Annotated in this window: 15 protein-coding genes; 4 read left to right on the plus strand and 11 right to left on the minus strand. The window is 60.0% G+C overall.

From position 1 onward, the window contains the following. Positions 1-76 precede the first annotated feature (76 nt). The 4 genes from narI to DBY20_00390 all read right to left on the minus strand — a co-directional run bounded on the left by narI (position 77) and on the right by DBY20_00390 (position 7,649). The gene (narI, locus tag DBY20_00375) at positions 77-835 is read right to left on the minus strand and encodes a respiratory nitrate reductase subunit gamma (GenBank protein PWL80239.1); all 759 of its coding nucleotides are present in this window, start codon (positions 833-835) and stop codon (positions 77-79) included. Positions 836-840: 5 nt separating this feature from the next. After that, positions 841-2,439 carry a nitrate reductase subunit beta gene (gene narH, locus DBY20_00380; protein ID PWL80195.1) on the minus strand — a complete coding sequence of 533 codons (1,599 nt, stop codon included), beginning with the start codon at positions 2,437-2,439 and terminating at the stop codon, positions 841-843. Positions 2,440-2,467: 28 nt separating this feature from the next. After that, entirely contained in the window at positions 2,468-6,256 is a 3,789-nt protein-coding gene (locus DBY20_00385) for a nitrate reductase subunit alpha (GenBank protein PWL80196.1), read from the minus strand. A gap of 100 nt (positions 6,257-6,356) precedes the next feature. Next, on the minus strand, positions 6,357-7,649 hold the full coding sequence (locus DBY20_00390) for an MFS transporter (protein ID PWL80197.1): 1,293 nt from the start codon (positions 7,647-7,649) through the stop codon (positions 6,357-6,359). Between the two features lie 243 nt (positions 7,650-7,892). Between DBY20_00390 and narJ the strand changes: the two genes are divergently transcribed. Then, complete coding sequence (narJ, locus tag DBY20_00395) at positions 7,893-8,531, plus strand: nitrate reductase molybdenum cofactor assembly chaperone (protein ID PWL80198.1); 639 nt, start codon at positions 7,893-7,895, stop codon at positions 8,529-8,531. Positions 8,532-8,540: 9 nt separating this feature from the next. Here narJ and DBY20_00400 read toward each other — a convergent pair whose 3' ends face one another. Continuing rightward, positions 8,541-9,389, minus strand: coding sequence for a formate transporter FocA (locus tag DBY20_00400; protein ID PWL80199.1), 849 nt, complete (start codon positions 9,387-9,389; stop codon positions 8,541-8,543). Between the two features lie 157 nt (positions 9,390-9,546). On the opposite strand from DBY20_00400, the gene DBY20_00405 reads away from it, so the two are divergent. Continuing rightward, complete coding sequence (locus DBY20_00405) at positions 9,547-10,566, plus strand: hypothetical protein (GenBank protein ID PWL80200.1); 1,020 nt, start codon at positions 9,547-9,549, stop codon at positions 10,564-10,566. 71 nt (positions 10,567-10,637) lie between these two features. Here DBY20_00405 and DBY20_00410 read toward each other — a convergent pair whose 3' ends face one another. The 3 genes from DBY20_00410 to DBY20_00420 all read right to left on the minus strand — a co-directional run bounded on the left by DBY20_00410 (position 10,638) and on the right by DBY20_00420 (position 15,262). After that, entirely contained in the window at positions 10,638-11,828 is a 1,191-nt protein-coding gene (locus tag DBY20_00410) for an IS30 family transposase (protein PWL80201.1), read from the minus strand. A gap of 121 nt (positions 11,829-11,949) precedes the next feature. Further along, positions 11,950-14,400, minus strand: coding sequence for a ferrous iron transport protein B (feoB, locus tag DBY20_00415; protein ID PWL80202.1), 2,451 nt, complete (start codon positions 14,398-14,400; stop codon positions 11,950-11,952). Positions 14,401-14,713: 313 nt separating this feature from the next. Beyond that, positions 14,714-15,262: a M48 family peptidase gene (locus DBY20_00420; protein PWL80203.1), complete on the minus strand. Its 549-nt coding sequence runs from the start codon at positions 15,260-15,262 to the stop codon at positions 14,714-14,716. Positions 15,263-15,513: 251 nt separating this feature from the next. Between DBY20_00420 and DBY20_00425 the strand changes: the two genes are divergently transcribed. Beyond that, positions 15,514-16,410 carry a patatin family protein gene (locus tag DBY20_00425; GenBank protein ID PWL80204.1) on the plus strand — a complete coding sequence of 299 codons (897 nt, stop codon included), beginning with the start codon at positions 15,514-15,516 and terminating at the stop codon, positions 16,408-16,410. Between the two features lie 3 nt (positions 16,411-16,413). Here the strand turns inward: DBY20_00425 and nrdG are convergent, their stop codons facing one another. The 3 genes from nrdG to DBY20_00440 form a co-directional block, all read right to left on the minus strand. Further along, positions 16,414-16,962 carry an anaerobic ribonucleoside-triphosphate reductase activating protein gene (gene nrdG, locus DBY20_00430; protein ID PWL80205.1) on the minus strand — a complete coding sequence of 183 codons (549 nt, stop codon included), beginning with the start codon at positions 16,960-16,962 and terminating at the stop codon, positions 16,414-16,416. Positions 16,963-17,038: 76 nt separating this feature from the next. Further along, entirely contained in the window at positions 17,039-19,261 is a 2,223-nt protein-coding gene (locus tag DBY20_00435) for an anaerobic ribonucleoside-triphosphate reductase (GenBank protein PWL80206.1), read from the minus strand. A gap of 593 nt (positions 19,262-19,854) precedes the next feature. Next, positions 19,855-21,192, minus strand: coding sequence for an NADP-specific glutamate dehydrogenase (locus DBY20_00440; protein PWL80207.1), 1,338 nt, complete (start codon positions 21,190-21,192; stop codon positions 19,855-19,857). A gap of 200 nt (positions 21,193-21,392) precedes the next feature. Between DBY20_00440 and DBY20_00445 the strand changes: the two genes are divergently transcribed. Beyond that, a complete protein-coding gene (locus DBY20_00445; GenBank protein PWL80208.1) occupies positions 21,393-22,727 on the plus strand; it encodes a hypothetical protein in 1,335 nt (444 codons plus the stop codon). The last annotated feature ends 4 nt before the right edge of the window (positions 22,728-22,731 follow it).

Raw genomic sequence — 22,731 nt, forward strand, 5'->3', positions numbered from 1 at the left:
ATCAACCGAGGCGAGCTGTCCGGCTCGCAAGCGCGAGCCGTTGCTCCCGAAAGCCGCAGGCGCGGCTATCGCGAGCTCAGTCCGCGCTCCTCTCCATCGTGCGTGCCGGGAGGTCATCCCCCATCGGCGCACCGTTCATGCGCATCTTCTGCATGTTTCGCAGCAGGTAGATCGGCGATGCGTAGCCACTCCAGATGTGTATGAGCCTCGTGAAGGGAACCACGAGGAAGATGCAAAGCCCGATGAAGATGTGAATCTTCTGGGGCGTCGCCGCATCGATCAGGTAGGTGTACGCGTCGGGCTGGAGCGTGACCAGGGCGATGGCCCAGTTCACGAAATCGAAGAGCCCCTCACCCGACTGGTCGAAGAGCATCGCGTTGATCACGCACGTCGCGCCCATGATCAGCACGCCGGCGATCAGGACCAACACGAGCCAATCGCTCGGACGCGAGGTCTTGCGGATGCGGGGGTTGGTGATGCGACGATGGATCATTAGCGCGATGCCGACCAGGCAGAGCACTGCGCAGGCGCCGCCTGCGACGATCTCGATCATCTGGTTCATGTGCGGCGTGATCCCGACATCCGCGAGGAATTGCTTGGGAACGAACAGCCCGAACAGGTGACCGAAGAGCAGGAATATGACGCCCACGTGGAAGAGGCGGGCGCCCCAGTTGATCTCCTTCTTGCCTCCGAGGAGCTCCGAGCTCTGGCTCTTGACCGTATAGGGATGCGTGAGGAAGCGGATGAAGCTTCCCACGAGCCAAACGGTAATGACCACGTAGGGAAACACCTGGTAGACGATGAAATAGAGGAGATGCGTGAGATTGGGATCCATGATCATCACCTTTGCTTCCTGGGCTTGTCGACTACCTCGTAGTCCTCGAACACGGGAGCGACCTTCCGATCCATCGGACCGCCGAAGATGCGCGATGCGCGATAGCGCTGGTCGCGACCGCCGCCCATGTTCATGCCCTGCTCGCCTTGGGCAAGGACGCTTGCCTCATGATTGCGATTGGCCGTGGGTACCACGAAGCGATCCTCGTAGTTCGCGATGGCGAGCAGCGAGTGCATTTCGCAGATGTCCTCGGGAAGGAGCCCGAGCTCATGGAGCCGCTCGGCCCCCGGAGCCTGCTTGACCGCATCGAGCGGCAGCTCGCTTCTCAGGTACTGCGCGAGCCCCGCGGAATCACTGTAGCTTCTCACGATGGTGCGCATGAGCAGCATCCTGGACAGCGCGTCTTGGACGACCTTCGTATTGCCGCCGGCAAGCAGGTTGGCGAGGTACTGAATCGGAATCCTGAGCTCGTTTGCCTTCGGCAGCACGCCGTCCATCGACACCTTGCCCGCATCGACGGCGTCGACAACGGGAGAGAGCGGCGGGACGTACCAGACCATCGGAAGCGTGCGGTATTCGGGGTGCATCGGGAATGCGAGCCCCCATTCGATGAGCTTGCGCACGGGAGACTTCTGGGCGGCCTCTATCCACTCGTCCGATATGCCGGCCGCTCGGGCTCCCTCGATGACGTCGAGGTTGAACGGGTCGAGGAAGACGCTTCGCTGCGCCTCGTAGAGGTCCTCGTCGTTTTCGATGCTCGCAAGGGCCTTGATCTTATCGGCATCGTAGAGGACGACTCCGATATAGCGGATGCGACCCGTGCACGCCTCGGAGCATACGGTCGGACAGCCGCTCTCGATGCGGGGATAGCAGAAGATGCACTTCTCGGCCTTGCCGCTCGACCAGTTGTAGTAGACCTTCTTGTACGGGCAACCGGTCATGCACATGCGCCAGCCGCGGCACTTGTTCTGGTCGACCAAGACGATGCCGTCTTCCTCGCGCTTGTATATGGAGCCCGACGGGCAGCTTGCCACGCAGCCGGGATTGAGGCAGTGGTTGCACAGGCGCGGCAGGTAGAACATGAAGGTCTGCTCGTATTGGGAGTAGATCTCGCGCTGGACGCCATCGAGGTTGGTGTCCTTCACCGTCTCGATGTCGACGCCGCCGAGGTCGTCTTCCCATGCGGCGCTTCCCTCGACCTTGTCCATGACCTCGCCGGTTATGGAGCTGATGGGGCGTGCCGTCGGCGATGTCTTCATGAGGGGTGCCTTCTGCAGCTTCTGGTAGTCGAAGGTGTAGGGCTCGTAGTACTCGTCGATGGTGGGCAGCAACCCGTTGCTGAAGATGCCGGCCAGCAGCCAGGGGCGATTGCCGCGCTTCAGCCGCAGCTTGCCGCCGTCTATCTGCCAACCGCCCTTCCACTTGTCCTGGTCTTCCCATTGCTTCGGGTAACCCGTACCCGGCTTCGTCTCAACGTTGTTGAACCAGATGTACTCCGTGCCGGGCTTGTTCGTCCACACGTTCTTGCAGGTGACCGAACAGGTGTGGCACCCGATGCACTTGTCGAGGTTCAGGACCATCGTTATTTGGGCGCGTATCTTCATGGTATCGGCTCCCTCTCAGAATCGTCGGCTAACAGTCTTTCTCGACGATGTGCTTGGTCAATACATCAGCTTCGCTGCGGGCCTCTTCGTCGAGCCAATCGACGGAATCGACCTTGTGAAGCCAGATGAAGTCATCGCGATTCGGGCAGATGGTCCCGTAGTAGTTCAAGTGGAACGAGAGCTGCGCATAGCCGCCGATCATGTGCGTCGGGTTGATCACGACGCGCGTCGGCGAGTTATGGTCGCCACCTCGGATGCCCGTGACCTTCGAAGCGGGCGTGTTCACGATCTTCTCGGTCGCGTGCTGGAGGATCGAGAGGCCCTGGGGCATGCGCGAGGTCAGAATAGCTCGGGCCACCATCGCGCCGTTGGCATTCCAGAACTCTACCCAGTCGTTATCCTCGATATCGGCCGCTTTCGCATCCTTGTCGTTGAGCCAGATTGTGGGGCCGCCTCGCGAGAGGGACAACATGCGCTCGTTGTCGTAATACGTCGAGTGGATTGCCCACTTCTGGTGGATCGTCGTGAAGTTGAGCATGATGGTCGGGTGACCGCTATCGGCCGCGTGCTGGTAGCCGGCAAGTGCTCGCTGGTCTGCGGGTGGGCGGTACTGCGGGAACTCCTGGCCAAAGGCGCGCATCCACTCGTGGTCCTGGTAGAAGTGCTGCCTGCCGGTGAGCGTGCGCCACGGTAGGTTGAGGTTGACGTTTTGCCAGAACGCGACGTAGGGAATCTCGTCGTTCTCGATGCCGGACCAATCGGGGCCCGTGAAGGTCTTGCGCGATTGGACTTGCAGATCGAAGAAGGTGAGCTTGTCGCCGCGATGCTCCTCGGAGAGCTGCTTGCAGGGAACGCCGCTTTGCTTCTCGACGAAGTCCCAGCTGTGGTAGGCAAGGCTGCCGTTGGTCTCTGGCGAGACGCGCATGATCATGTTGGCAGCCGCGATGTCGGAATCCATCTTCGGGCGACCCTCGGCGACGCCGTCGGCAACCGTGCCGTTCATGTCGGCCAGCTCGTCGATCTCCTGGGAGAGGTCCCACTTGATGCCGCGATTGCCGCCACCATGCTCCGAGAGCCTCGGGCCGACCGAGCAGTACATGTCGTGGATGTTGCCGTAGTTGCGCTCGATCTCGACGATGTGCGGGGCGGTCTTGCCCGGTATGAGGTCGCACTCGCCCTCGTACCAGCGCTTCACGTCGAGCGGCTGCCCGAGCTCCGAGGCCGTGTCATGACCGAGCGGCATGAGCAGGACGTCTTTCACCGCGGAGAAGCGCTCGGGATAGGCACCGCCCATCTGCGAGATGCGCTTGGACAGTAGCTCGAAGATCTCCCAGTCGCTCTTGGCCTCCCAAGGGCACGAGACGGCCTTCACGAAGGGATGGATGAAGCTGTGCATGTCCGTCGTGTTGATGTCGTTCTTCTCGTAGAACGTCGCCGCCGGAAGCACGATGTCTGCGTAGAGGCCCGTGGTCGAGATGCGGAAATCCAGGTTGACCAGGAGGTCGAGCTTGCCGATGGGCGCCTTTCGCCACTTGACGAGCTCGGGCTTGAGGTCTTCCTCGTCTGCCGACAGCTCCTCGCCGACGATGCCATCTTGCGCACCCATGAGATGCTTGAGGAAGTACTCCTGGCCCTTGCCCGACGAGCCCAGGATGTTCGAGCGCCAGACGAAGAGGTTTCGCGGCCAGTTGAACGGCTCGTCGAGGTCCTCGAGGCTGAAGTGAACCTTGCCGCTCTTGAGGGCATCGACCAGGTACTCCTCGGTCTCCATGCCCTGCTTCTTGGCCGCACTGGCAATGCCGGTGGGGTTGGTGTCGAGCTGCGGAACCGTCGGCAGCCAGCCCATCTTCGCGCTCTGGAGGTTGCAGTCGATGTAGGTGCCACTGTAGCGCTTGGCGTCTGCCAGCGGGGATCGCATGTACGACAGGGGCATGCGCTCGTAGCGCCACTGATCCGTATGCTCGTAGAAGAAGCTCGTCGCGTTCATCTGGCGCGAGGCGGGAACCCAGTCCTGCGCGAACGAGAACTCGGCCCATCCGGCCTCGGGACGAATCTTCTCCTGGCCGACGTAATGGCACCAGCCACCTCCGGTGACGCCCACCGTTCCGCAGAGCATGAGGATGTTCATGATGCCGCGATAGGCGTTGTCGGTCTGGTACCACTGGTTGAGGCCGGCACCCATGAGCACGCAGGCCCGGCCCTTGGTGTTGGAGGCGGCCGTCGCGAACTCGCGTGCCAGGCGTATCACGTCATCGGCGCGAACGCCGGTGATGTCTTCCTGCCAGCGCGGCGTGAAGGGGACGTTGTCCCGCTCGTTGGCCGCTACCTGGCCGCCTATGCCGCGGTCGATGCCGAGAAACGCGCCGAAGAGGTCGAAGACCGTCGCGACGAGGACTTCGCCATCGGTCGTCTTGATCCTCTTGACCGGCACGGCACGCTGCAGCACCGGGCCGTCGTCATCGTTGCCCTGGAACAGTGGGATGCTCTCGTCGCCGAAGTACGGGACGTTCAAGGTGACCACGTCGTCCGAGGAGTCGATGAGGGTCAGGCGCGGATGGATGTCCTTGCCGGTCTCGCCATCGACCTCGAGGGTGTTCCACTTGCCCTCGTCGCCGTTTTCCTCCTGCTCCCATCGGTATCCGATGGAACCACGGGGAACGGCGGGCGCATCGCTCGTGTCATCCCACACGACCGTCTTCCACTCGCCGTTGCCGGCGTTGGCGTACTGCGCAAGGTCGCTCGCGCGCAGCGTGCGCCCCGCGACGTAGGCATCCTTGCCGTCACGCTCGTCCAGGCGCACCAGTATGGGGAGGTCGGTGAACCTTCTCACGTAGTCGGTGAAGTAGGGATCGGGATTGTCGAGGTGGAACTCCTTGAATATGACGAAGTTCATCGCGAGCGCAAGGGCGGCATCCGTACCCTGTTTGGGATGCACCCACCAGTCGGCGTCCTTCGTGCTCTCGCAGTAATCGGGGCAGACGTTAACGAGCTTCGTGCCGTTGTAGCGCGCCTCGATCATGAAGTGGGCGTCGGGGGTGCGCGTCATCGAGATGTTCGTGCCCCAGCAGATGATGTAGTTGGAGTAATACCATGCCTCGGACTCGGGTACGTCGGTCTGCTCGCCGAAGGTCTGGGGAGACGACGGCGGAAGGTCGCAATACCAGTCGTAGAACGAAAGGGGCGCGCCGCCTATCAGGGAGAGATAGCGAACGCCCGCGCCGTAGGACACCATGGAATAGCCGGGGATCGGGGAAAAGCCCGTGATGCGGTCGGGGCCGTACTTCTCGATCGTGTAGAGGTTGGCGGCGGCGATGATCTCCGTCGCCTCGTCCCACGTCGTGCGCACGAGATCGCCCAACCCGCGAACCTTCACGTAGCTGTCGCGGGTCTCTGGGTCCTCGACGATGCGCCGCCAGGCTTCCAGCGGCTCGTTGTGGACGCGCTCCCTGCGCCATGCGTCACGGAGCTGGGCGCGGATCAGGGGATGCTTGACGCGTGCCGCGCTGTAGAGATACCACGAGTAGCTCGCGCCACGGGGGCAGCCACGAGGCTCGTGATTGGGGACGCCGCACGGCGTGCGCGGATAGTCCGTCTGCTGGGTCTCCCACGTGACGATGCCATCCTTCACGAAGATTTTCCAGCTACATGACCCCGTGCAGTTGACGCCGTGGGTGGACCGCACGACTTTGTCATGCGCCCAGCGATCGCGATATGCATCTTCCCAATTGCGGTTCTCGTCGGTTACCTCGCCCCATCCATCGGCGTAGCTTCCGACGCGCTTCTTGAAGAACAGCGAACCTTCTGAGAACTTCGACATGTGAACCCCTAACCATCATGACTGCGCATGGCAGAACTGCTCGGACACGATGAGCCCACCCTCCGACGTTACGAAGACGCCGGGCTCTAAAACACGCTTCCTAACAACGATTCGGAGCGTTCTTCCTGTCGTAGAAGACGACGTTGATCACCAGAATGGCCACGAACACGACGACGGACACGGCAAACATCACGGTGGCGTTGGTCGATGCCAGCAGCACGCCAATGGTGAACGGACCATAAGCGCCGATAGCCGAAGTCCATCCGACGACCGCGCCGCCTTGGACCGGCGGGAAGAGCACGGCCATTTGCTGCGTGGTCGACGCGTTGCCGCAACCCGTCCAGAAGAACACCCAGAACATGGCGATCATCCAGATCCAACAGCCCATGACGGAGTCGGGCTTGTAGATGATCAGGAAGACGAGGCCGACGATGATGGCGGCGGCCATGATGGTGGTCACGCGGCCACCACGAATCTTGTCGGATACCTTGCCGGCAATGACGCGGGAAATCGCGCCGATGGCCGGACCAACCCACGCGAAGGCGATCGCCGAAGGCGCGCCTGCGACATTGGCAAAGACGCTATCGCCCATCAGGGCAAAGTGGGCGCCCAGACCGGCGAACGTAGCGAACGTGCCGTAGTAGAACAGCGTCATGAACCAGGTGTGCTTGCTCTTGAAGATGGAGAGCTGCGTCTTGAAGTTGGACGTGACGGGAACCGACCGGAGCAAGACGATGGCGAGGATGGCGAGGATTATGACAAGCGGAACCCACACCCAGCCGGCGTTTTGCAGCCAGACGTCTCTCACGTGACCGTCCACGACCTCATGCTGCGGGGAGCCGAGGATACCGAACACGGAAAACGTGATGACGATTGGCGTGACAAACTGAACGAGCGAAGTGCCGAAGTCGGACAGACCGCCCTGGACGCCGAGCGCGAAGCCGCGCTTGGACTTGGGGAAGTAATAGTTGGTCGACGCCATGAGACCCGAGAAGGTACCGCCGCCAATGCCGGCGAGGAATGCGAACAGCATCAGCACCTCGAACGGAAGCCCCGGATTGGTCACCGCGTAGATCCAGCATGCAAGCGGGATGAGCAGCAGGGCCGTGGACATGAAGACCAACTTGCGCGTGCCCATGATGGGCGGAAGGAACGTCCAGACGATGCGCAACGTGCCGGCCGACAGACCGACCATGGCCACGAGCCAGTAAAGCTGTTGCGAGTCGAGGTGGAATCCGACGGCGTTGAGATGTGGCGCCAGTGACGGCACCAGGTACCATGCGCAGAAACCAAATGTCAGAGAGAACGTGGATATCCAAACGGTGGTCCAGGCCAGACGCTTGTCCCACTTTTTCGGATCTTCGGGATCCCATTCCTTGATGTCAGCCTTCATAGCTCTCCGCCCCCATCCCTATGACGACACAACATTCTTAGGTTTTCCTTTATTCTAATACGAGACTATAACCCAACACGGACTAAATTTGTACGTCTATCGGAAATTTTCTTGACATTTTCTTTTATATAAGATGCAAATTTCTTTCTGTCAGGCTATCCGCGATCCTATATTGCCTATAATGGACCGGACGTCATTGCCGGCGCGGACGCATGCGCTCGTGGCCAATCCGAAGGGAACGAGATGATCTGGGAACTGAAAGCCCTCGCCTGCCTGCTGCTCTATCCGGACGAAGAGCTCCTGAAGAGCCTTCCGGAAATCGAATCGACGCTACGGGATAGCGCCGAGCTCGACGCGAACTCGAAGGAGCAATTGGAGGAGCTCATCAAGTGGATTCGCGAAACGGACATGTCGTCTCTGCAGGCCGCATACGTCTCGACCTTCGATATCGGAAAGCACGGAAGCCTGAACCTCTTCGAGCACACGCAGGGCGATTCGCGTGACAGGGGCCATGTCATGGTGGAGCTGAACAGGCTCTACAAGGAGCACGGGCTCGAGCTGACGACAACGGAGCTACCCGATCACCTGCCGGTGTTCCTCGAGTTCCTCTCGGGCCTCAAGCGCGAGGATGCCCAGCTCTGGCTCGAGAGCGTCATCGGCCCCATCAAGAAGATCGACCACGAGCTCCAGCTCGATGCAAGCCCCTGGGAAGCGGTGACCGCAGCTCTTCTGGACTTCGCAGGTGCCGAGCGCGAAGTCGTCTCGGAGCGCACGCCCGACGAGATGATCCCGACACTCGACGCGGAATACTACGAGGCCCCCGTCACCTTCGGCGGCTCCGTCGACCCGGTTTCGTCCCAGCCGTCTTCTTCCATGTTCTAGATCGGCGCGTTACGCCTGCTTCTTGCGGTAGCCGAACCAGTAGACGAAGCCGACGAAGACGCACCCGCCCACGATGTTGCCCAGCGTGGCAAGGCCGATGTTGTAGAAGGCACCACCCCAGGTGCACAACGCCATCTGCGTCTCGGTGCCAAAGCCACATGCGGCCGCGATGACGCCCATAGGCAGCAGGAACATGTTCGCCACGCAGTGCTCGAAGCCCATGGCGACGAATGCCATGACGGGAAAAATCGTCGTGAAGATCTTGTCGATGACCGTGCGTCCGGCAAAGCCCATCCACACCGCCAGGCAGACGAGAAAGTTGCACATGATGCCGCGGAAGATGATCTGCATGGGATCAAGGCCGATCTTTCCCGATGCGACCGTGACCATCTGGGCGCCGATGGTATTGTCCCCCGCCTTGATGGCCATGATGGAGCAGCCGAAGACGATGCCGACGAGCACGAGCGATCCCGCGAAGTTGCCGAGCCAGACGACGACCCAGTTCTTCAGAACCTTGGTCCAGGCAAAGCGCTTGCTCGCCGCACCCATGACCATGAGGCAGTTACCCGTGAAGAGTTCGGCACCGGCGACGATGACGCAGATGAGACCGAGCGAGAAGCAGAAGCCACCGAGGATGTTGGATGCGGCAAAGCCGAGCGTTGGGTCTGCCTTCACGCAGGTCATGAACAACGCGCCGCTACCGATGAGCATACCGGCCATGAGCGCGAGCACGATGGTGCGGCCAACCTCCATCTGGGTCTTCGCGAGGCCAACGGCCTCGGCCTTCTGCTCGAGTGCCGTACCTGACAGGCAATCCGGCTTGATTGCGTTTATCTCCTCGGGCTGTAACTCGGCCATGCGCCTCTCCTCCCGCCTCGTCTTGCGCCCCGTACCCACGAGGCAGTTGACGAGTTGTACTCATTTCCTGTCGGTTTACAGAACAGGATTTTACATGAGCTATCATGAGCGAGATTAATTACGTCACTATGTATTCGCATACGGAAACGGACACACCATGCACGACGAAGTAAACGATGAGCCGCGTCTCGCGCTCCTCATCGACGCGGACAACATCTCCGCCAAGTACCTCCCCGTCATCCTCAACGAGATTCCACGCTACGGCGTGGCGACCTATCGCCGCATCTACGGAGACTTCACCGACCCGCAGGCGGCCAAGTGGCGCCCCAAGTTGCTCGATAACTCCATCACACCCGTCCAGCAGTTCAGCAACGTCAAGAGCCACAAGCCGGGCGAAAAAGCGGGCAAGAACGCGACCGACTCCACGCTCATCATCGACGCGATGGACATCCTGTACGCCGGCAAGGTCGATGGTTTCGTCATCGTCTCCTCCGACAGCGACTTCACGCGCCTGGCCGCCCGCCTACGCGAGAGCAACATGATCGTGGTCGGTATGGGGCGCAACCAGACCGCAGTGTCGTTCAGACACGCCTGCACCAAGTTCGTGAACATCGAATACCTCTACAAACTGCAGCGCAGCAAGAACGGCGATGACGCAGACATCGAGACCGACGACGTCGAGGAAATCGAGGAGCAATCCCCCATCGATGCGGAGAACATCGAGACCACGGTCTCGCTGCGTGACGTGGGTGCCGTCATGGGTGGCATCATCCACACGAACGACAACCGCGGCAGGACGACCTCGCTCGCGGAGGTGGGCGCCGCTCTCAACAACAAGTTCCCCGACTTCGACGTGCGCAATTTCGGCTATAGCCAGCTCTCCAAGCTCATCGAGGACTTCGACCGCTTCGAGCTCGTGAAGACTAACGTGGGCTACGACGTGCGCATCGCCGACACACGCGATGACATCAAGCAGGTCGAGCAGTTCATGGTTCTCGAAATCGGCCGTCACAAGAACAAGTCGATGAGCATCACGTCACTTGCCTCGAAGGTGCACGACACGTTCCCGCAGTTCAACGTCAAGGACACGGGGTATTCGCAGTTCTACAAGTTCGTCGACAGCATCAAGGGTATTCACGTCACCGGCGGCAAACGCAAGTACGCGCATCTGGATTAGAACGGCCATTTCGAGCGAAGCGGCCGCAAGTCCTCCCATCGTCATTTCGGGTGACGCAGGACGGGGCGGGTTCAGGCGATCATTGCACCTTCCGCCAACACTTCCTGCATAGCCTCGGAAGGGAACTTCCAGCCCAGGACCTTCCTCGGACGGTTGTTGAGCAGCCACCGCACCTTGCCCACCTCTTCGTCCGACACCTCCGTGAAGTCAGTCTCTTTGGGGAAGAACTCCCTGATCAGCCCGTTCACATTCTCATTGGTGGGCCGCTGCCAAGGAGAGTGCGGATCGCAGAAATACACCTCGAAGCCAGAGGAGAGCTTGAACCTGTCCACGCATGCCATCTCCGACCCCTGATCCCAGGTGAGCGTGCGCCTGAGCTCCTCGGGGATCCCCTCGGCCATCTGCGCCATGCGCTCTGCGACCGTGTCCGCGTCATGGCAGGCCAGCCTCGACATCAAAAGGAAGCGCGACCTTCTCTCCACGAGGGTTATGAGGCAGCTCGACAGGTCGCTTCCAATGATCAGGTCCCCTTCCCAATGCCCGGGGATGGAGCGGTCACCCGCCTCCGGGGGCCTCTTGGATATATGCGCATCCTTAAGCCAGGGCCTGTTCTTTGCGGGGAGCTTGGATGCCGGTTTGCGACCGCGGCGCTTGGTGCGCAAGGCGTACTCGACGCCGAGCTCATGGCGCAGCGTCCCGTAGCCTTGCACATAAAGGGACTGGTATATCGTCTCGTGGCTTATGCGCATCTCCTCGTCATCCGGGAAGTCTTCTTCGATCCGCTTGGAGACCTGCTCGGGCGACCATCTGCTGGCAAGCATCTGCAGCACATAGGCCCTGAGGGGGCCTCGGGCATCGAGCTTGCGGGGTTTTGGCCTTTTCGCCTTCTTCCTCGCATCAAGCTGGGCGTGCCTCGGATCGTAGGGTCCTTGCACCCGGGAAAGCTCGCGAGCGACGGTCGTCCTGCTGATGTTCATTTTATCGGCAATCTCTTGGTTGGTGCGCCCGACATCGAGAAGGGCCGCGATAAAGCAGCGGTCCTCGTATGTCAGGCGCTGCTTGGGCGATGTTCTTGCGCTCGGGGTCGGGCAGCTCGCGGCGTCCATTGTAAGCACCATCCGATCCGGAGGGCGGTCCATTCGGCTCCACTTGAAAACGGCACCACGTCCGATTCCGGTCCGCCTTGCGCACTCCCTGATCGAATCACCCGCGCGAAGCCTCTCTTTGACCGCCGTCCAATCATCGATAGAGTATTTAGCCATTGCACCACATCCTTTCCATGCGTGCAATGACCGCTAGAATCCGCCCGGGGATAATGTCATCTTAATAAGATGACATTATCCCCGTCCTGCGTCACCCGATGCGTCACCCGACAAACAGCCGCTAGCCCAGTCCCAGCAACAATCCGATGCCGTGCACGATGAAAGCGACGATCCAGGCAACGGCACACTGCATCACGACGATAACCGCCGCATACTTGCCACCAAGCTCGTTTCTCACCGTGATAATCGCCATCACGCACGGTGTGTACAGCAACACGAACACGAGAAACGTGTAGGCAGCTAGCGGGGTAAACAGCGTCGTGAGAAGCGCCAGATTGCCACCGACAAGCTGCGTGATGGTCGAGATGACATTCTCCTTGGCCATGAAGCCCGTGAGCACGGCCGTCGCCGCACGCCAGTCCCCGAAACCGAGTGGCTCGAAGATGGGAGCGAATATCGCGCCGATACCCGCGAGCATGCTCTGCGACTGGTCGGCGACCACGTTGAAGCGCGCGTCGAAGGTCTGCAGGAACCAGATGATGAGCGTCGCGATGAACACGACCGTGAACGCCTTTTTCGCAAACTCCTTCGCCTTGTCCCAGGCAAGTCGACACACGGTGCCCAGACTCGGCAGCCGATAGTTGGGAAGCTCCATCACGAAGGGAACGGGCTCGCCACGAAACACCGTGCGGCTCAAGACGAACGCCGCGATGATGCCGACAACGATGCCGAGCAGGTACAACGACAGCATCGCGAGCGCGGCGTACTGGGCGAAGAAGAAACCGCAAAGCAATGCGTAGACCGGCAATTTCGCCGAACAGCTCATGAAGGGCACGAGCATGATGGTCATGCGACGGTCATGCTCGGAGGGAAGCGTACGTGTTGCCATGATCGCGGGAACGCTGCATCCAAATCCCATGATGAGCGGCACGAAACTACGTCCCGACAAGCCGAGCTTGCGCAGGAGCTTGTCCATGAAAAATGCGACACGCGCCATGTAGCCCGTATCCTCGAGAGCGGAGAGCAAGAGGAACAGCACGACGATGATGGGCAGGAACGAAAGAACCGTACCCACGCCGGGAAACACGCCATCGCAGACGAGCGAGACGACGAGCGGGTTGATCTCGAGCGATTCGAGCCCGTCGCGCACGGCCTGCGTGAGCCACTCGATGCCCTCGCCCAATAGATCCGAAAGCGGCTGCCCAACCACGTTGAAGGTCAGCCAGAAGACGACGGCCATGATGAGAATGAACATCGGGATGGCCGTGTACTTGCCCGTCAGGATGCGGTCGGCCTTGAGGGAACGCTCGTGTTCGCGCGATTCACGCGGACGCCAGACGCACTTCGCGCAGGCTTTCTCGATAAAGGTAAAGCGCATGTCGCTGATAGCCGCCACGCGGTCAATGCCGGCCTCTTGCTCCATCTGCGCAACGATATGCTCGACGGCATCCAGCTCGTTGGCATCGAGGTCAAGCGCCTCTGTGACGAGCGAATCGCCCTCGATGAGCTTGGTTGCGGCAAAGCGCAGGGGCAGGTCGGCACGCGCCGCATGATCTTCGATGAGATGCATGACGCCGTGTATGCAGCGATGCACCGCCCCGTTATCGGGTCCGTCGGGTTCGCAGAAGTCGACGCGGCCGGGACGCAGCTGCTTGCGAGCGACGACGAGCGCATGCTCGACAAGCTCGTCGATGCCTTGATCGTTTGCCGCCGAGATGGGCACGACAGGGACGCCAAGCTCGGCCTCGAGTACGTTGACGTCGATGCTGCCCCCACTCGCGGTAACCTCGTCCATCATGTTGAGCGCGATGACGAGCGGCACGTCAAGTTCCATGAGCTGCAGGGTAAGGTAGAGATTGCGCTCGATGTTCGTACCATCGACGATGTCGATGATGGCGTTGGGCTTCTCGTCGAGCACGAACTGGCGCGAGACGATTTCCTCGCTCGTATAGGGCGAGAGCGAGTAGATGCCCGGCAAGTCCGTCACCGTGACCTTGGAATGATTGCGTATCTCGCCGTCCTTGCGATCGACCGTCACGCCCGGAAAGTTACCGACATGCTGATTCGATCCGGTCAGCGCGTTGAAGAGCGTCGTCTTGCCCGCATTCTGATTGCCGACGAGAGCGAAGTTGACGGGTCTTCCCGCCGCGATCACATGCCCGGTGGGGCGCGGACGGTAACGCTCGTTTGCGCCATCCTTGAGAGCGCCATCGATATCCTCCTCGCCAAAGGAGGGATGTAGTGTCTCCGATGCCATGACAGGGTCGGAGGTGTTTTCCTTGGCGATGGGCTCCTCGCGGTCGGCAGGATTCTCGTCAATATCCCCAATGGAGATTTGCGCGGCATCGGCTTTGCGAATCGTGAGCTCGTAGCCACGCAGGCAAAGCTGGATGGGATCGCCGAGCGGAGCTTCCTTGTGCGCCGTGACACGCACGCCAGGCGTGAGCCCCATGTCGAAGATATGCTGGCGCAGCTGGTTTGACTCGCAATCGACACTCGTGATGACGGCCGATGCGCCTATGGGCAGCTCGTCGAGCGTGCGCGACGTATCGCGCCCGGCCGGGTCAATCATCGAATATGAGGTCTGTTCGTCTGTCAACTTTATCTCTCCGAAGTATCAAGTTCATGATAGCAGCTTGTACCGCATAGTGGGCATGCAAGAAGCTTTTACATGCGACGGCGAGAAACTTGTAACAAGCTTTCGAGCATGACACGTTTTTGGACTTGTGGCACATTAGATGTACCACAAGTCGTTAAACTTGGCCGTCGATGTGCCAGAGGAAGCAAAACTTGCCATCTCATGTGCCATAAGAGACGATTCGTGCCATACAGCGGCAACTGTCACTGACGTACCGAGAACATCGCAGCATGTCGCAAGATATTTTTTAGCGTAGCAGCCTGCGGCGCTCACGCCAGTCGGGCAGAAAGCCGTCCATGAGCTCGTGGAAACGGGCGTTGTGGCTCGGCTCGAGCATGTGCACGAGTTCGTGGACCACCACGTATTCCAGACAACGCGGCGGATACAACGCCAGACGCGTATTGATGCACACGCGTCCCGTCGCCGGTTGGCATGAACCCCAGCGGCTCTTCATGTTTCGGAAGGCGAGCTTCTTTACGCGCACGCCAATGATGGGCTCCCAGACCTCGAGCAGCACGGGAACCGCCGCCTCGACGAGCACGCGCCAGGTACGCTTGTCCTCATCGCTCGCATAGGCGGCTTGGGCCATGGGGGACTCGGCGAGCCGGGCACGCTGGCGCTCGATCCAGGCGGCATGGCGTTCCACGGCATCACGCATCTCATCCATTGTCGCCGATAGCGGTGCGGAAACGACGAGCGTACCGTCGCCCTCAACGCGCAGCCGGATGTTGCGCATGCGCGCGCGGCGCCTGATGCGCACATGGTATCCCGCCAGCTCCGTAATCTTCTCGTCCATGCGCCCATGATAAGGCAAAAGTGTCCAGACGGGCTTTGCCGAGGCTCCTCGGCGAGATCTCTCCATTTCGCGGTCTAACGACCGCTTCAGTCGAGATGACAACGCTCCGCAGCCTGACGGCCGCCTCAGTCGAGATGACAGCAGCACCATTTCAGACGAAGCGATCGAGCGCGTCTCCTCCTGTCATTTCGAGCGAAGCGACTGAAAGTCGCGAAGTCGAGAAATCCCCGGGGCAGCGCTACAATAGCCTCATGCAACAGGAACTCACAAGCAACGTGTTCGATACCGCCCTCATCTTCGAAGGTGGCGGCATGCGCGCGAGCTACACGAGCGCACTGGCAAACGTGCTACTCGAAAACGGCATCTTCTTCGACAACGTCTACGGGCTATCCGCCGGGGCGAGCAATACGGTCAACTATGCCTCGCGTGATATCGACCGTACGAAGCGCTCTTTCGTCGACTTCGTAGAGGACCCCGATTTTGGCGGCATCAACACCTTGCTGCAACACAAGGGCTTTTTCCACGCCGAGCACATCTACGAAGAAGCGGGACTGCCCAATGGCTTTCTCCCCTTCGACTTCGCCACCTTCACGGCCAATCCCGCGAAGGTCACCATCGAGTCATTCGACCGCGACACGGGCCAGAGCGTGTACTGGACCAAGGATGATATGCAGACCATCGAGGACTTGATGGTGCGCGTACGCGCCTCATCGACGCTTCCGCTCGTCATGCCCTCCCCCAAGATCGGTGACAGCCACTACTACGACGGTGGCCTGGGCGAAGGAGCGGGCTTTTTGCTTCCCCGCGCACAGCGAGATGGCTTCACGCGCTTCCTTATCGTGCGCACGCGTCCGCGTGAATACCGCAAGGCCCCGCCCCTGGGCCTGGGCGATAAAATCACCAACGCCATGCTTTGGGGCCGTCCCTACGTGGTAAACGCACTCGAAAACCGCTGGTGGAAGTACAATCGCATGTGCGATGAAATCGAACGGCTCGAGACCGCCGGCAATGCTTATGTCTTCTACGCCGAGGGCATGGCCGTCAGCAGCGGCGAGACCGACCTGGGCAAGCTCCAGGCGAGTTATGACGCCGGCTATGCGCAGGCAATGCGCGAGCTGCCTGCAATCAAGGAGTTCCTGGGAGTGTAGCCCCTACATCGTATGCGTGGCGTAGACGGGATCGTCTGACCACATGACGACCTCGCCGGCAGCGAGCGTCGCGGGCATGTCAATGATACGCTGATTGGACGAGCCGCGAAAACGCAGCGAGATATCGTGAAGCTCCTTGACGTAGGGGCCATCGACAAGCACATCGATGCAGGCAAGCATGCGATCGGTGACCTCGGTACGCCGCAGGTTCATCTCGTCGAGCAGGTCCTCAAGCAAATCGCCCGTAAAGCACCAGATGGTCTTGTTCGGAAGCTCGGCCTTCACGCGCTCGAGAAAGACCACGAGACCACGCTGATTGTCCGGCTCCATGGGCTCACCGCCCAAAAGCGTGAGCCCGCGTATGTACGAGGGTTTCATGCTCTCGATGAGCTCGTCTTCCACCTCACGCGTGAACGGCTCGCCAAAATCGAAGCTCCAGGTCTGGGGCTGAAAGCACTCCGCGCAATGATGCGTGCAGCCGCTCACGAACAGCGTCGTGCGCGTGCCCGACCCATTGGCGATGTCACAGTATTTGATCTCGGCGTAGTTCATCGAAGCGTACTTTCAGTCAAGATGAAAATGAGACAGTTGCTCAGAGCAACTGTCTCATTTTCGGATGCGGTGCGTTTTAAAGATGCATGACCCTGTCGCGGATTTCCTCGGTTCTCCCCTGGTTCCAGTATTGCGTGCCGATGTAGCCGCAGGTGCGACGCGCGACGTTCATCGTGGCCTGATCGCGGTTGCCGCAGTTGGGGCACTCCCACTCGAGCTTGCCGTCCTCCTCGACGATCTGGATCTCTCCGTCGTAGCCGCAAATCTGGCAGAAGTCGCTCTTGGTGTTGAGCTCCGCGTACATGATGTTGTCGTAGATGTAGCGCATGACATCGATGACGGCCTCGAGATTGTCCTGCATGTTGGGTACCTCGACGTAGCTGATGGCGCCACCCGGGGAGAGACGCTGGAACTCGCTCTCGAACTTGAGCTTGGTGTAGGCGTCGATTTCCTCGGAGACGTGCACGTGATAGCTATTGGTGATGTAGCCCTTGTCCGTGATGCCCTTGATGATGCCGAAGCGCTTCTGCAGGGCCTTGGCAAACTTGTAGGTGGTGGACTCGAGCGGCGTGCCGTACAGCGAGTAGTCGATATCCTCGGCAGCCTTCCACTCGAAGCACTTGTCGTTCATGCGCTGCATGACCGCAAGCGCAAACGGCGTGGCCTCATCGTCGGTATGGCTGTGACCCGTCATGTACTTGACGCACTCGTAGAGACCGGCATAGCCGAGCGAGATAGTGGAGTAACCGCCGTAGAGCAGCTTGTCGATGGTCTCGCCCTTCTTGAGGCGGGCGAGCGCGCCGTACTGCCACAGGATGGGCGCGGCATCCGAAAGCGTGCCCTTGAGGCGGTCGTGGCGGCAGCGCAGGGCACGATGGCACAGCTCGAGGCGCTCCTCGAAGATGTTCCAGAACTTCTCCTCGTCACCGCCGCTGGACAGCGCCACGTCGACCAGGTTGATGGTCACGACGCCCTGGTTGAAGCGGCCGTAGAACTTGGGCTTGGTGGGATCGTAGTTACCGGCGTTGGCCACGTTGCCATACCCATTGCCAGAGCGATCCGGCGTGAGGAAGCTGCGGCAACCCATGCAGGTATAGCAATCGCCCTCGCCTTCTACCTGACCGGCGGAAAGCTTGTACTCCTTCATCTTCTTCTCGGAGATGTAATCGGGGACCATGCGCTTGGCCGTGCATTTGGCGGCAAGCTGCGTGAGGTAGAAATACGGGGAGCCCTCGTCAACGTTGTCATCCTCGAGCACGTAGATGAGCTTGGGGAACGCCGGGGTGATCCAGACGCCCTCCTCGTTCTTGACGCCTTGATAGCGCTGACGCAGCGTCTCCTCGATGATCATGGCGAGGTCGTGCTTCTCGGCCTCGTCGCGTGCCTCGTTAAGGTACATGAAGACGGTGATGAAGGGAGCCTGGCCATTGGTGGTCATGAGCGTGACGACCTGGTACTGAATGGTCTGGACGCCGCGCTTGATCTCCTCGCGCAGGCGACGCTCGACGACCTGCTCGATCTGCTCCTTGTCGGCCTCGATGCCGAGCATCTCGAACTCCGCATAAGTCTCGCGGCGAATCTTCTTGCGGGAGACGTCGACGAAAGGCGCGAGATGCGTGAGCGAGATGGACTGGCCGCCGTATTGGCAGCTCGCCACCTGGGCGATGATCTGCGTGGCGATGTTGCACGCGGTGGAGAACATGTGCGGACGCTCGATGAGGGTACCCGAGATGACCGTGCCGTTCTGGAGCATGTCCTCGAGGTTGACGAGGTCGCAGTTGTGCATGTGCTGCGCGAAGTAGTCGGAATCATGGAAGTGAATGATGCCGTTGTTGTGGGCTTCGACAACCTCGCGGGGCAGGAGCATGCGCATGGTGAGGTCCTTGGAAACCTCGCCCGCCATGTAATCGCGCTGCACGGAGTTGACAGCAGGGTTCTTGTTGGAGTTCTCCTGCTTGACTTCCTCGTTGTTGCACTCGATAAGCGTGAGGATCTTGTCATCGGTGGTGTTGCTCTGACGCTTGAGGTTCTGGAGATAGCGGTAGATGATGTACTTGCGCGCGACCTCGAACTTGTCGAGCGCCATGATCTCATCCTCGACCATATCCTGGATTTCCTCGACCGAGACCGTGTGGCCTGCGGCCTTGCAGGCATCCTCGACGTTGAGGGCCGCATACTCGATTTGGCGCGCCGTCAGACGCTCGTCTTCGGGAACTTCCCCGTTTGCTGCTTCGATTGCGTTGGCGATCTTCGAAAGATCGAAGACTGCCTCCGAGCCGTTTCGTTTGATGATTTTCATGTTTCCCTCATGTCCCTCGTGTTCGAGTTTTTGTATGCAACGTTTTTGCGTGTGCAAGTGTGATTGCTCGATTCAGAATAGACCATATCTTGTGTTTGGGACGCCTGAAAATCCACAATATCTTGTGGATAAATTAGCTTGACATCACAAGATTTGGTATTTTCACAGGTAAAACGTATCAGGGAAGTAGATAAGCAACCTGTAACAGCTTGAAAAAAATTTCGACGAAATCCACCAACGGAAGCTCGAGTATCTTGGTCATTTACGGCGAAATAATAAGTTCCACAACTGACTAAGATATTTGGGCGTTTGAAGAATCTTGTTCGCTGTCGTGGATAGCTCATATTTTGCACGAGGCGAATCACGTAGAAAATCCGCAAGTTCGCGGTCAGAACACATCCTACCCGTGTGACCAACTTATAGGGCCCTAAAAAGGAGGGAAGACAATTGTCGCCGGAGCAGTTTTGTCTTGAGAATGAGGCAGTTGCTCTGAGCAACTGCCTCATTCTCGCCCCGGAACATTTCCCGTTTCAAAAAGAAGGGGGGGATGACGCACGCATCTCCCCTTCCCGCAAATCTCTATGGTGTCGTGACTAGACGATACCCTGGGCCATCATCGCGTCGGCAACCTTGAGGAAGCCCGCAATGTTCGCACCCATGACGTAGTTGCCCTCGTGGCCGTACTCGCGTGCGGCATCGTCAGCGGCATGGAAGATGCCCTGCATGATGCCCTTGAGCTTCGCATCGACCTCTTCGAAGGTCCAGGAGAGACGCTCGGAGTTCTGGCTCATTTCCAGGCCGCTCGTGGCAACGCCACCGGCATTGGCGGCCTTGCCCGGGAAGAACGCGACGCCGTTTTGCTGCAGGTACTGAGTCGCCTCGAGCGTAGTCGGCATGTTCGCGCCCTCGGTGAGAATCTTGCAACCGTTGGCGACAAGGTTCTTGGCATCCTCGATATGCACCTCGTTCTGCGTCGCACACGGCATGGCGATGTCGCAGGGGGTGACCCACACGCCGGCGCCCTCGTGGTATTCGACGGTCGCATGGTCGCAGCGCTTCGCGTACTCGCTCAGGCGACCGCGCTCGACTTCCTTGATCTGCTTGACAAGTTCAAGGTCGATGCCGGACGGGTCGTAGACCCAGCCCGTGGAATCGGACATGGTGACGACGGTCGCGCCGAGCTGCGTGGCCTTCTCGCAGGCATAGATGGCGACGTTGCCCGAACCGGACAGGCACACCGTCTTGCCCTTGTAGGAATCGTTGTTGCAGTTGAGGTACTCCTCGGTGAAGTACACGGCACCGTAGCCGGTTGCCTCGGTGCGAGCCAGCGAACCACCGTAGGAGAGGCCCTTGCCCGTGAGCACGCCAGTCCACTCGTTGCGGATGCGCTTGTACTGGCCGAACATGAAGCCAATCTCGCGCGCGCCCGTGCCAATGTCACCAGCCGGGACATCGGTATCGGCACCGATGTGACGCTGCAGCTCGGTCATGAAGGACTGGCAGAAGCGCATGACCTCACCATCGCTGCGACCCTTGGGATCGAAATCGCAGCCACCCTTGCCGCCGCCCATCGGCAGCGTGGTGAGGCTGTTCTTGAAGACCTGCTCGAAGCCGAGGAACTTGAGGATGGAGAGGTTCACGCTCGGATGCAGGCGCAGGCCACCCTTGTAGGGGCCGATGGCGCTGTTGAACTGCACGCGGAACGCACGATTGACCTGAACCTTGCCGTCGTCATCCACCCACGGCACGCGGAAGGTGATGATGCGCTCGGGCTCGACGATGCGCTCGAGCAGACCGGCCTCCTCGTACTCGGGATGGGCTTCGATGACGGGCTCGAGAGATTCGAGAACCTCGGTCACGGCCTGGATGAACTCAGGCTGGTCGGCGTCCTTTGCCTTGACCTGTTCGATAATGCGCTGTACGTAACTCACGGTTTTCTCCTTGTCTATGACGGGACGCGTGCATTATAGGTTTTGAAGTTCCCATAACGTTGCCGAATTAATGAAATCGAAACATTCGCGACACTACCATCGGATGGCAAACTGGACGCGTTATGGCACCCCGCATGTGCCATATCATGCAAAACTTGACACGCATGCTCAGACACGTGAAGTGACAGAGGACGGGGATAATGTCATCTGTCACCCGAGACCAGACAAAAGTGCTCCGGCGACAATTGTCTGGTCTCGCATCTGTCTGGTCTCGCCGTCCCTCGAGCATCATCCACCGTGGTAAAGTAGCAGAACATACGTTTTGGGGAGGAACCATGAGCCTGCTTCAATCTAGCGACGAATACTGGGAGTTCCTGGGACAGTGCACGCGGTGCGGACATTGCACGCAGGCCTGCGAGTCGCTCACCATGGCCGACATGACGCTCGGTGACATCGCCAAGGGTCTGCTGGATGCCCAGCGCAATGCCAGCTCAGCCGAGGAGCTTGCCATCGAGCTCGCCAGCAATCCACAGCTTACCCAGGCGGTGCGCAGCTGCTTCTTCTGCACCACCTGCAAAAACACCTGCTTCGCGCACAACAACGTCTCCGCCCTCATATACCACGCGCGTGACGACTACCAAAAGCTCGGTCTCATTCCCCGTGACACCTACTCGAGCGTCGAGGTCGATCGTGAATGGGATATCTTCACCGCCTATCGCGCCATCTACGGTATCGACCTTACCGACCTCACGCGCCATATCGAGACCGCGAACCATGACGCCGCGACGGACTGCGAAATCGCGTTCTTCCCCGGCTGCTCGCTTGCAGCCTACGCGCCCGAACTCACGCGCGAGATCTTCGAGACGCTCGACGAGTTGGGCGGCAAGGCGACGATGATCGACCATTGCTGCGGATCGCCCCTCAAGAGCGCCGGCTTCTTTGACCGCGCCGAGGCGCTCTGCGACCGCAACTGCGCCGAAATCGCCTCTTCGGGAGCCCACACGCTCGTCTGCGTATGCCCTGGCTGCAAAAACGCCATGCAGGCCGCCCTCGACCGCAATGGCATGGACGTGCGTGCCGTGAGCCTCTCGGCGTTCCTCCTCGAGCACGGCTTCACGCCCAAGCATCCGCTTCCCGAGGGGAATTACTGCATGTCCAAGGCATGCCAAGACCGTGATGGCAGCTGCTTGGATGCCACCCTGGAGGTGCTCGGCCTCGACGGAGACACCGTCGAAATCTTCCACGGCTGCTGCGGCGCCGGCGGTGCGGTCAACTCGTTTGAGCCCGACCGCGTGGACGGCCAGACCGAGCTGAAGCTCTCCTTCGCGCCCGAGGGTTCGACCGTCGTGACCATGTGCCCCACTTGCACCTATACCTATGCCTTCTACCTGATGAACCACCCGCGCGGGCTCGGCAACAAGCACTATGCCGAGCTGCTCTTCGACACCCAAATAGATTGGGACCTCGTCTACGCGCAACTCTCGGGCATGTGGACGGGCGAGTACGGTCCGTGGCTTTCGCAAGTCTTCGCATAGAAGG

The organism is Coriobacteriia bacterium, assembly GCA_003149935.1.
GTDB lineage: Bacteria > Actinomycetota > Coriobacteriia > Coriobacteriales > QAMH01 > QAMH01.

Coding starts and splice junctions, on each gene's coding strand:
- narI (PWL80239.1), bottom strand. CDS start 835: ATGGATCCCAATCTCACGCATCTCCTCTATTTCATCGTCTACCAGGTG.
- narH (PWL80195.1), bottom strand. CDS start 2,439: ATGAAGATACGCGCCCAAATAACGATGGTCCTGAACCTCGACAAGTGC.
- DBY20_00385 (PWL80196.1), bottom strand. CDS start 6,256: ATGTCGAAGTTCTCAGAAGGTTCGCTGTTCTTCAAGAAGCGCGTCGGA.
- DBY20_00390 (PWL80197.1), bottom strand. CDS start 7,649: ATGAAGGCTGACATCAAGGAATGGGATCCCGAAGATCCGAAAAAGTGG.
- narJ (PWL80198.1), top strand. CDS start 7,893: ATGATCTGGGAACTGAAAGCCCTCGCCTGCCTGCTGCTCTATCCGGAC.
- DBY20_00400 (PWL80199.1), bottom strand. CDS start 9,389: ATGGCCGAGTTACAGCCCGAGGAGATAAACGCAATCAAGCCGGATTGC.
- DBY20_00405 (PWL80200.1), top strand. CDS start 9,547: ATGCACGACGAAGTAAACGATGAGCCGCGTCTCGCGCTCCTCATCGAC.
- DBY20_00410 (PWL80201.1), bottom strand. CDS start 11,828: ATGGCTAAATACTCTATCGATGATTGGACGGCGGTCAAAGAGAGGCTT.
- feoB (PWL80202.1), bottom strand. CDS start 14,400: ATGATTGACCCGGCCGGGCGCGATACGTCGCGCACGCTCGACGAGCTG.
- DBY20_00420 (PWL80203.1), bottom strand. CDS start 15,262: ATGGACGAGAAGATTACGGAGCTGGCGGGATACCATGTGCGCATCAGG.
- DBY20_00425 (PWL80204.1), top strand. CDS start 15,514: ATGCAACAGGAACTCACAAGCAACGTGTTCGATACCGCCCTCATCTTC.
- nrdG (PWL80205.1), bottom strand. CDS start 16,962: ATGAACTACGCCGAGATCAAATACTGTGACATCGCCAATGGGTCGGGC.
- DBY20_00435 (PWL80206.1), bottom strand. CDS start 19,261: ATGAAAATCATCAAACGAAACGGCTCGGAGGCAGTCTTCGATCTTTCG.
- DBY20_00445 (PWL80208.1), top strand. CDS start 21,393: ATGTCATCTGTCACCCGAGACCAGACAAAAGTGCTCCGGCGACAATTG.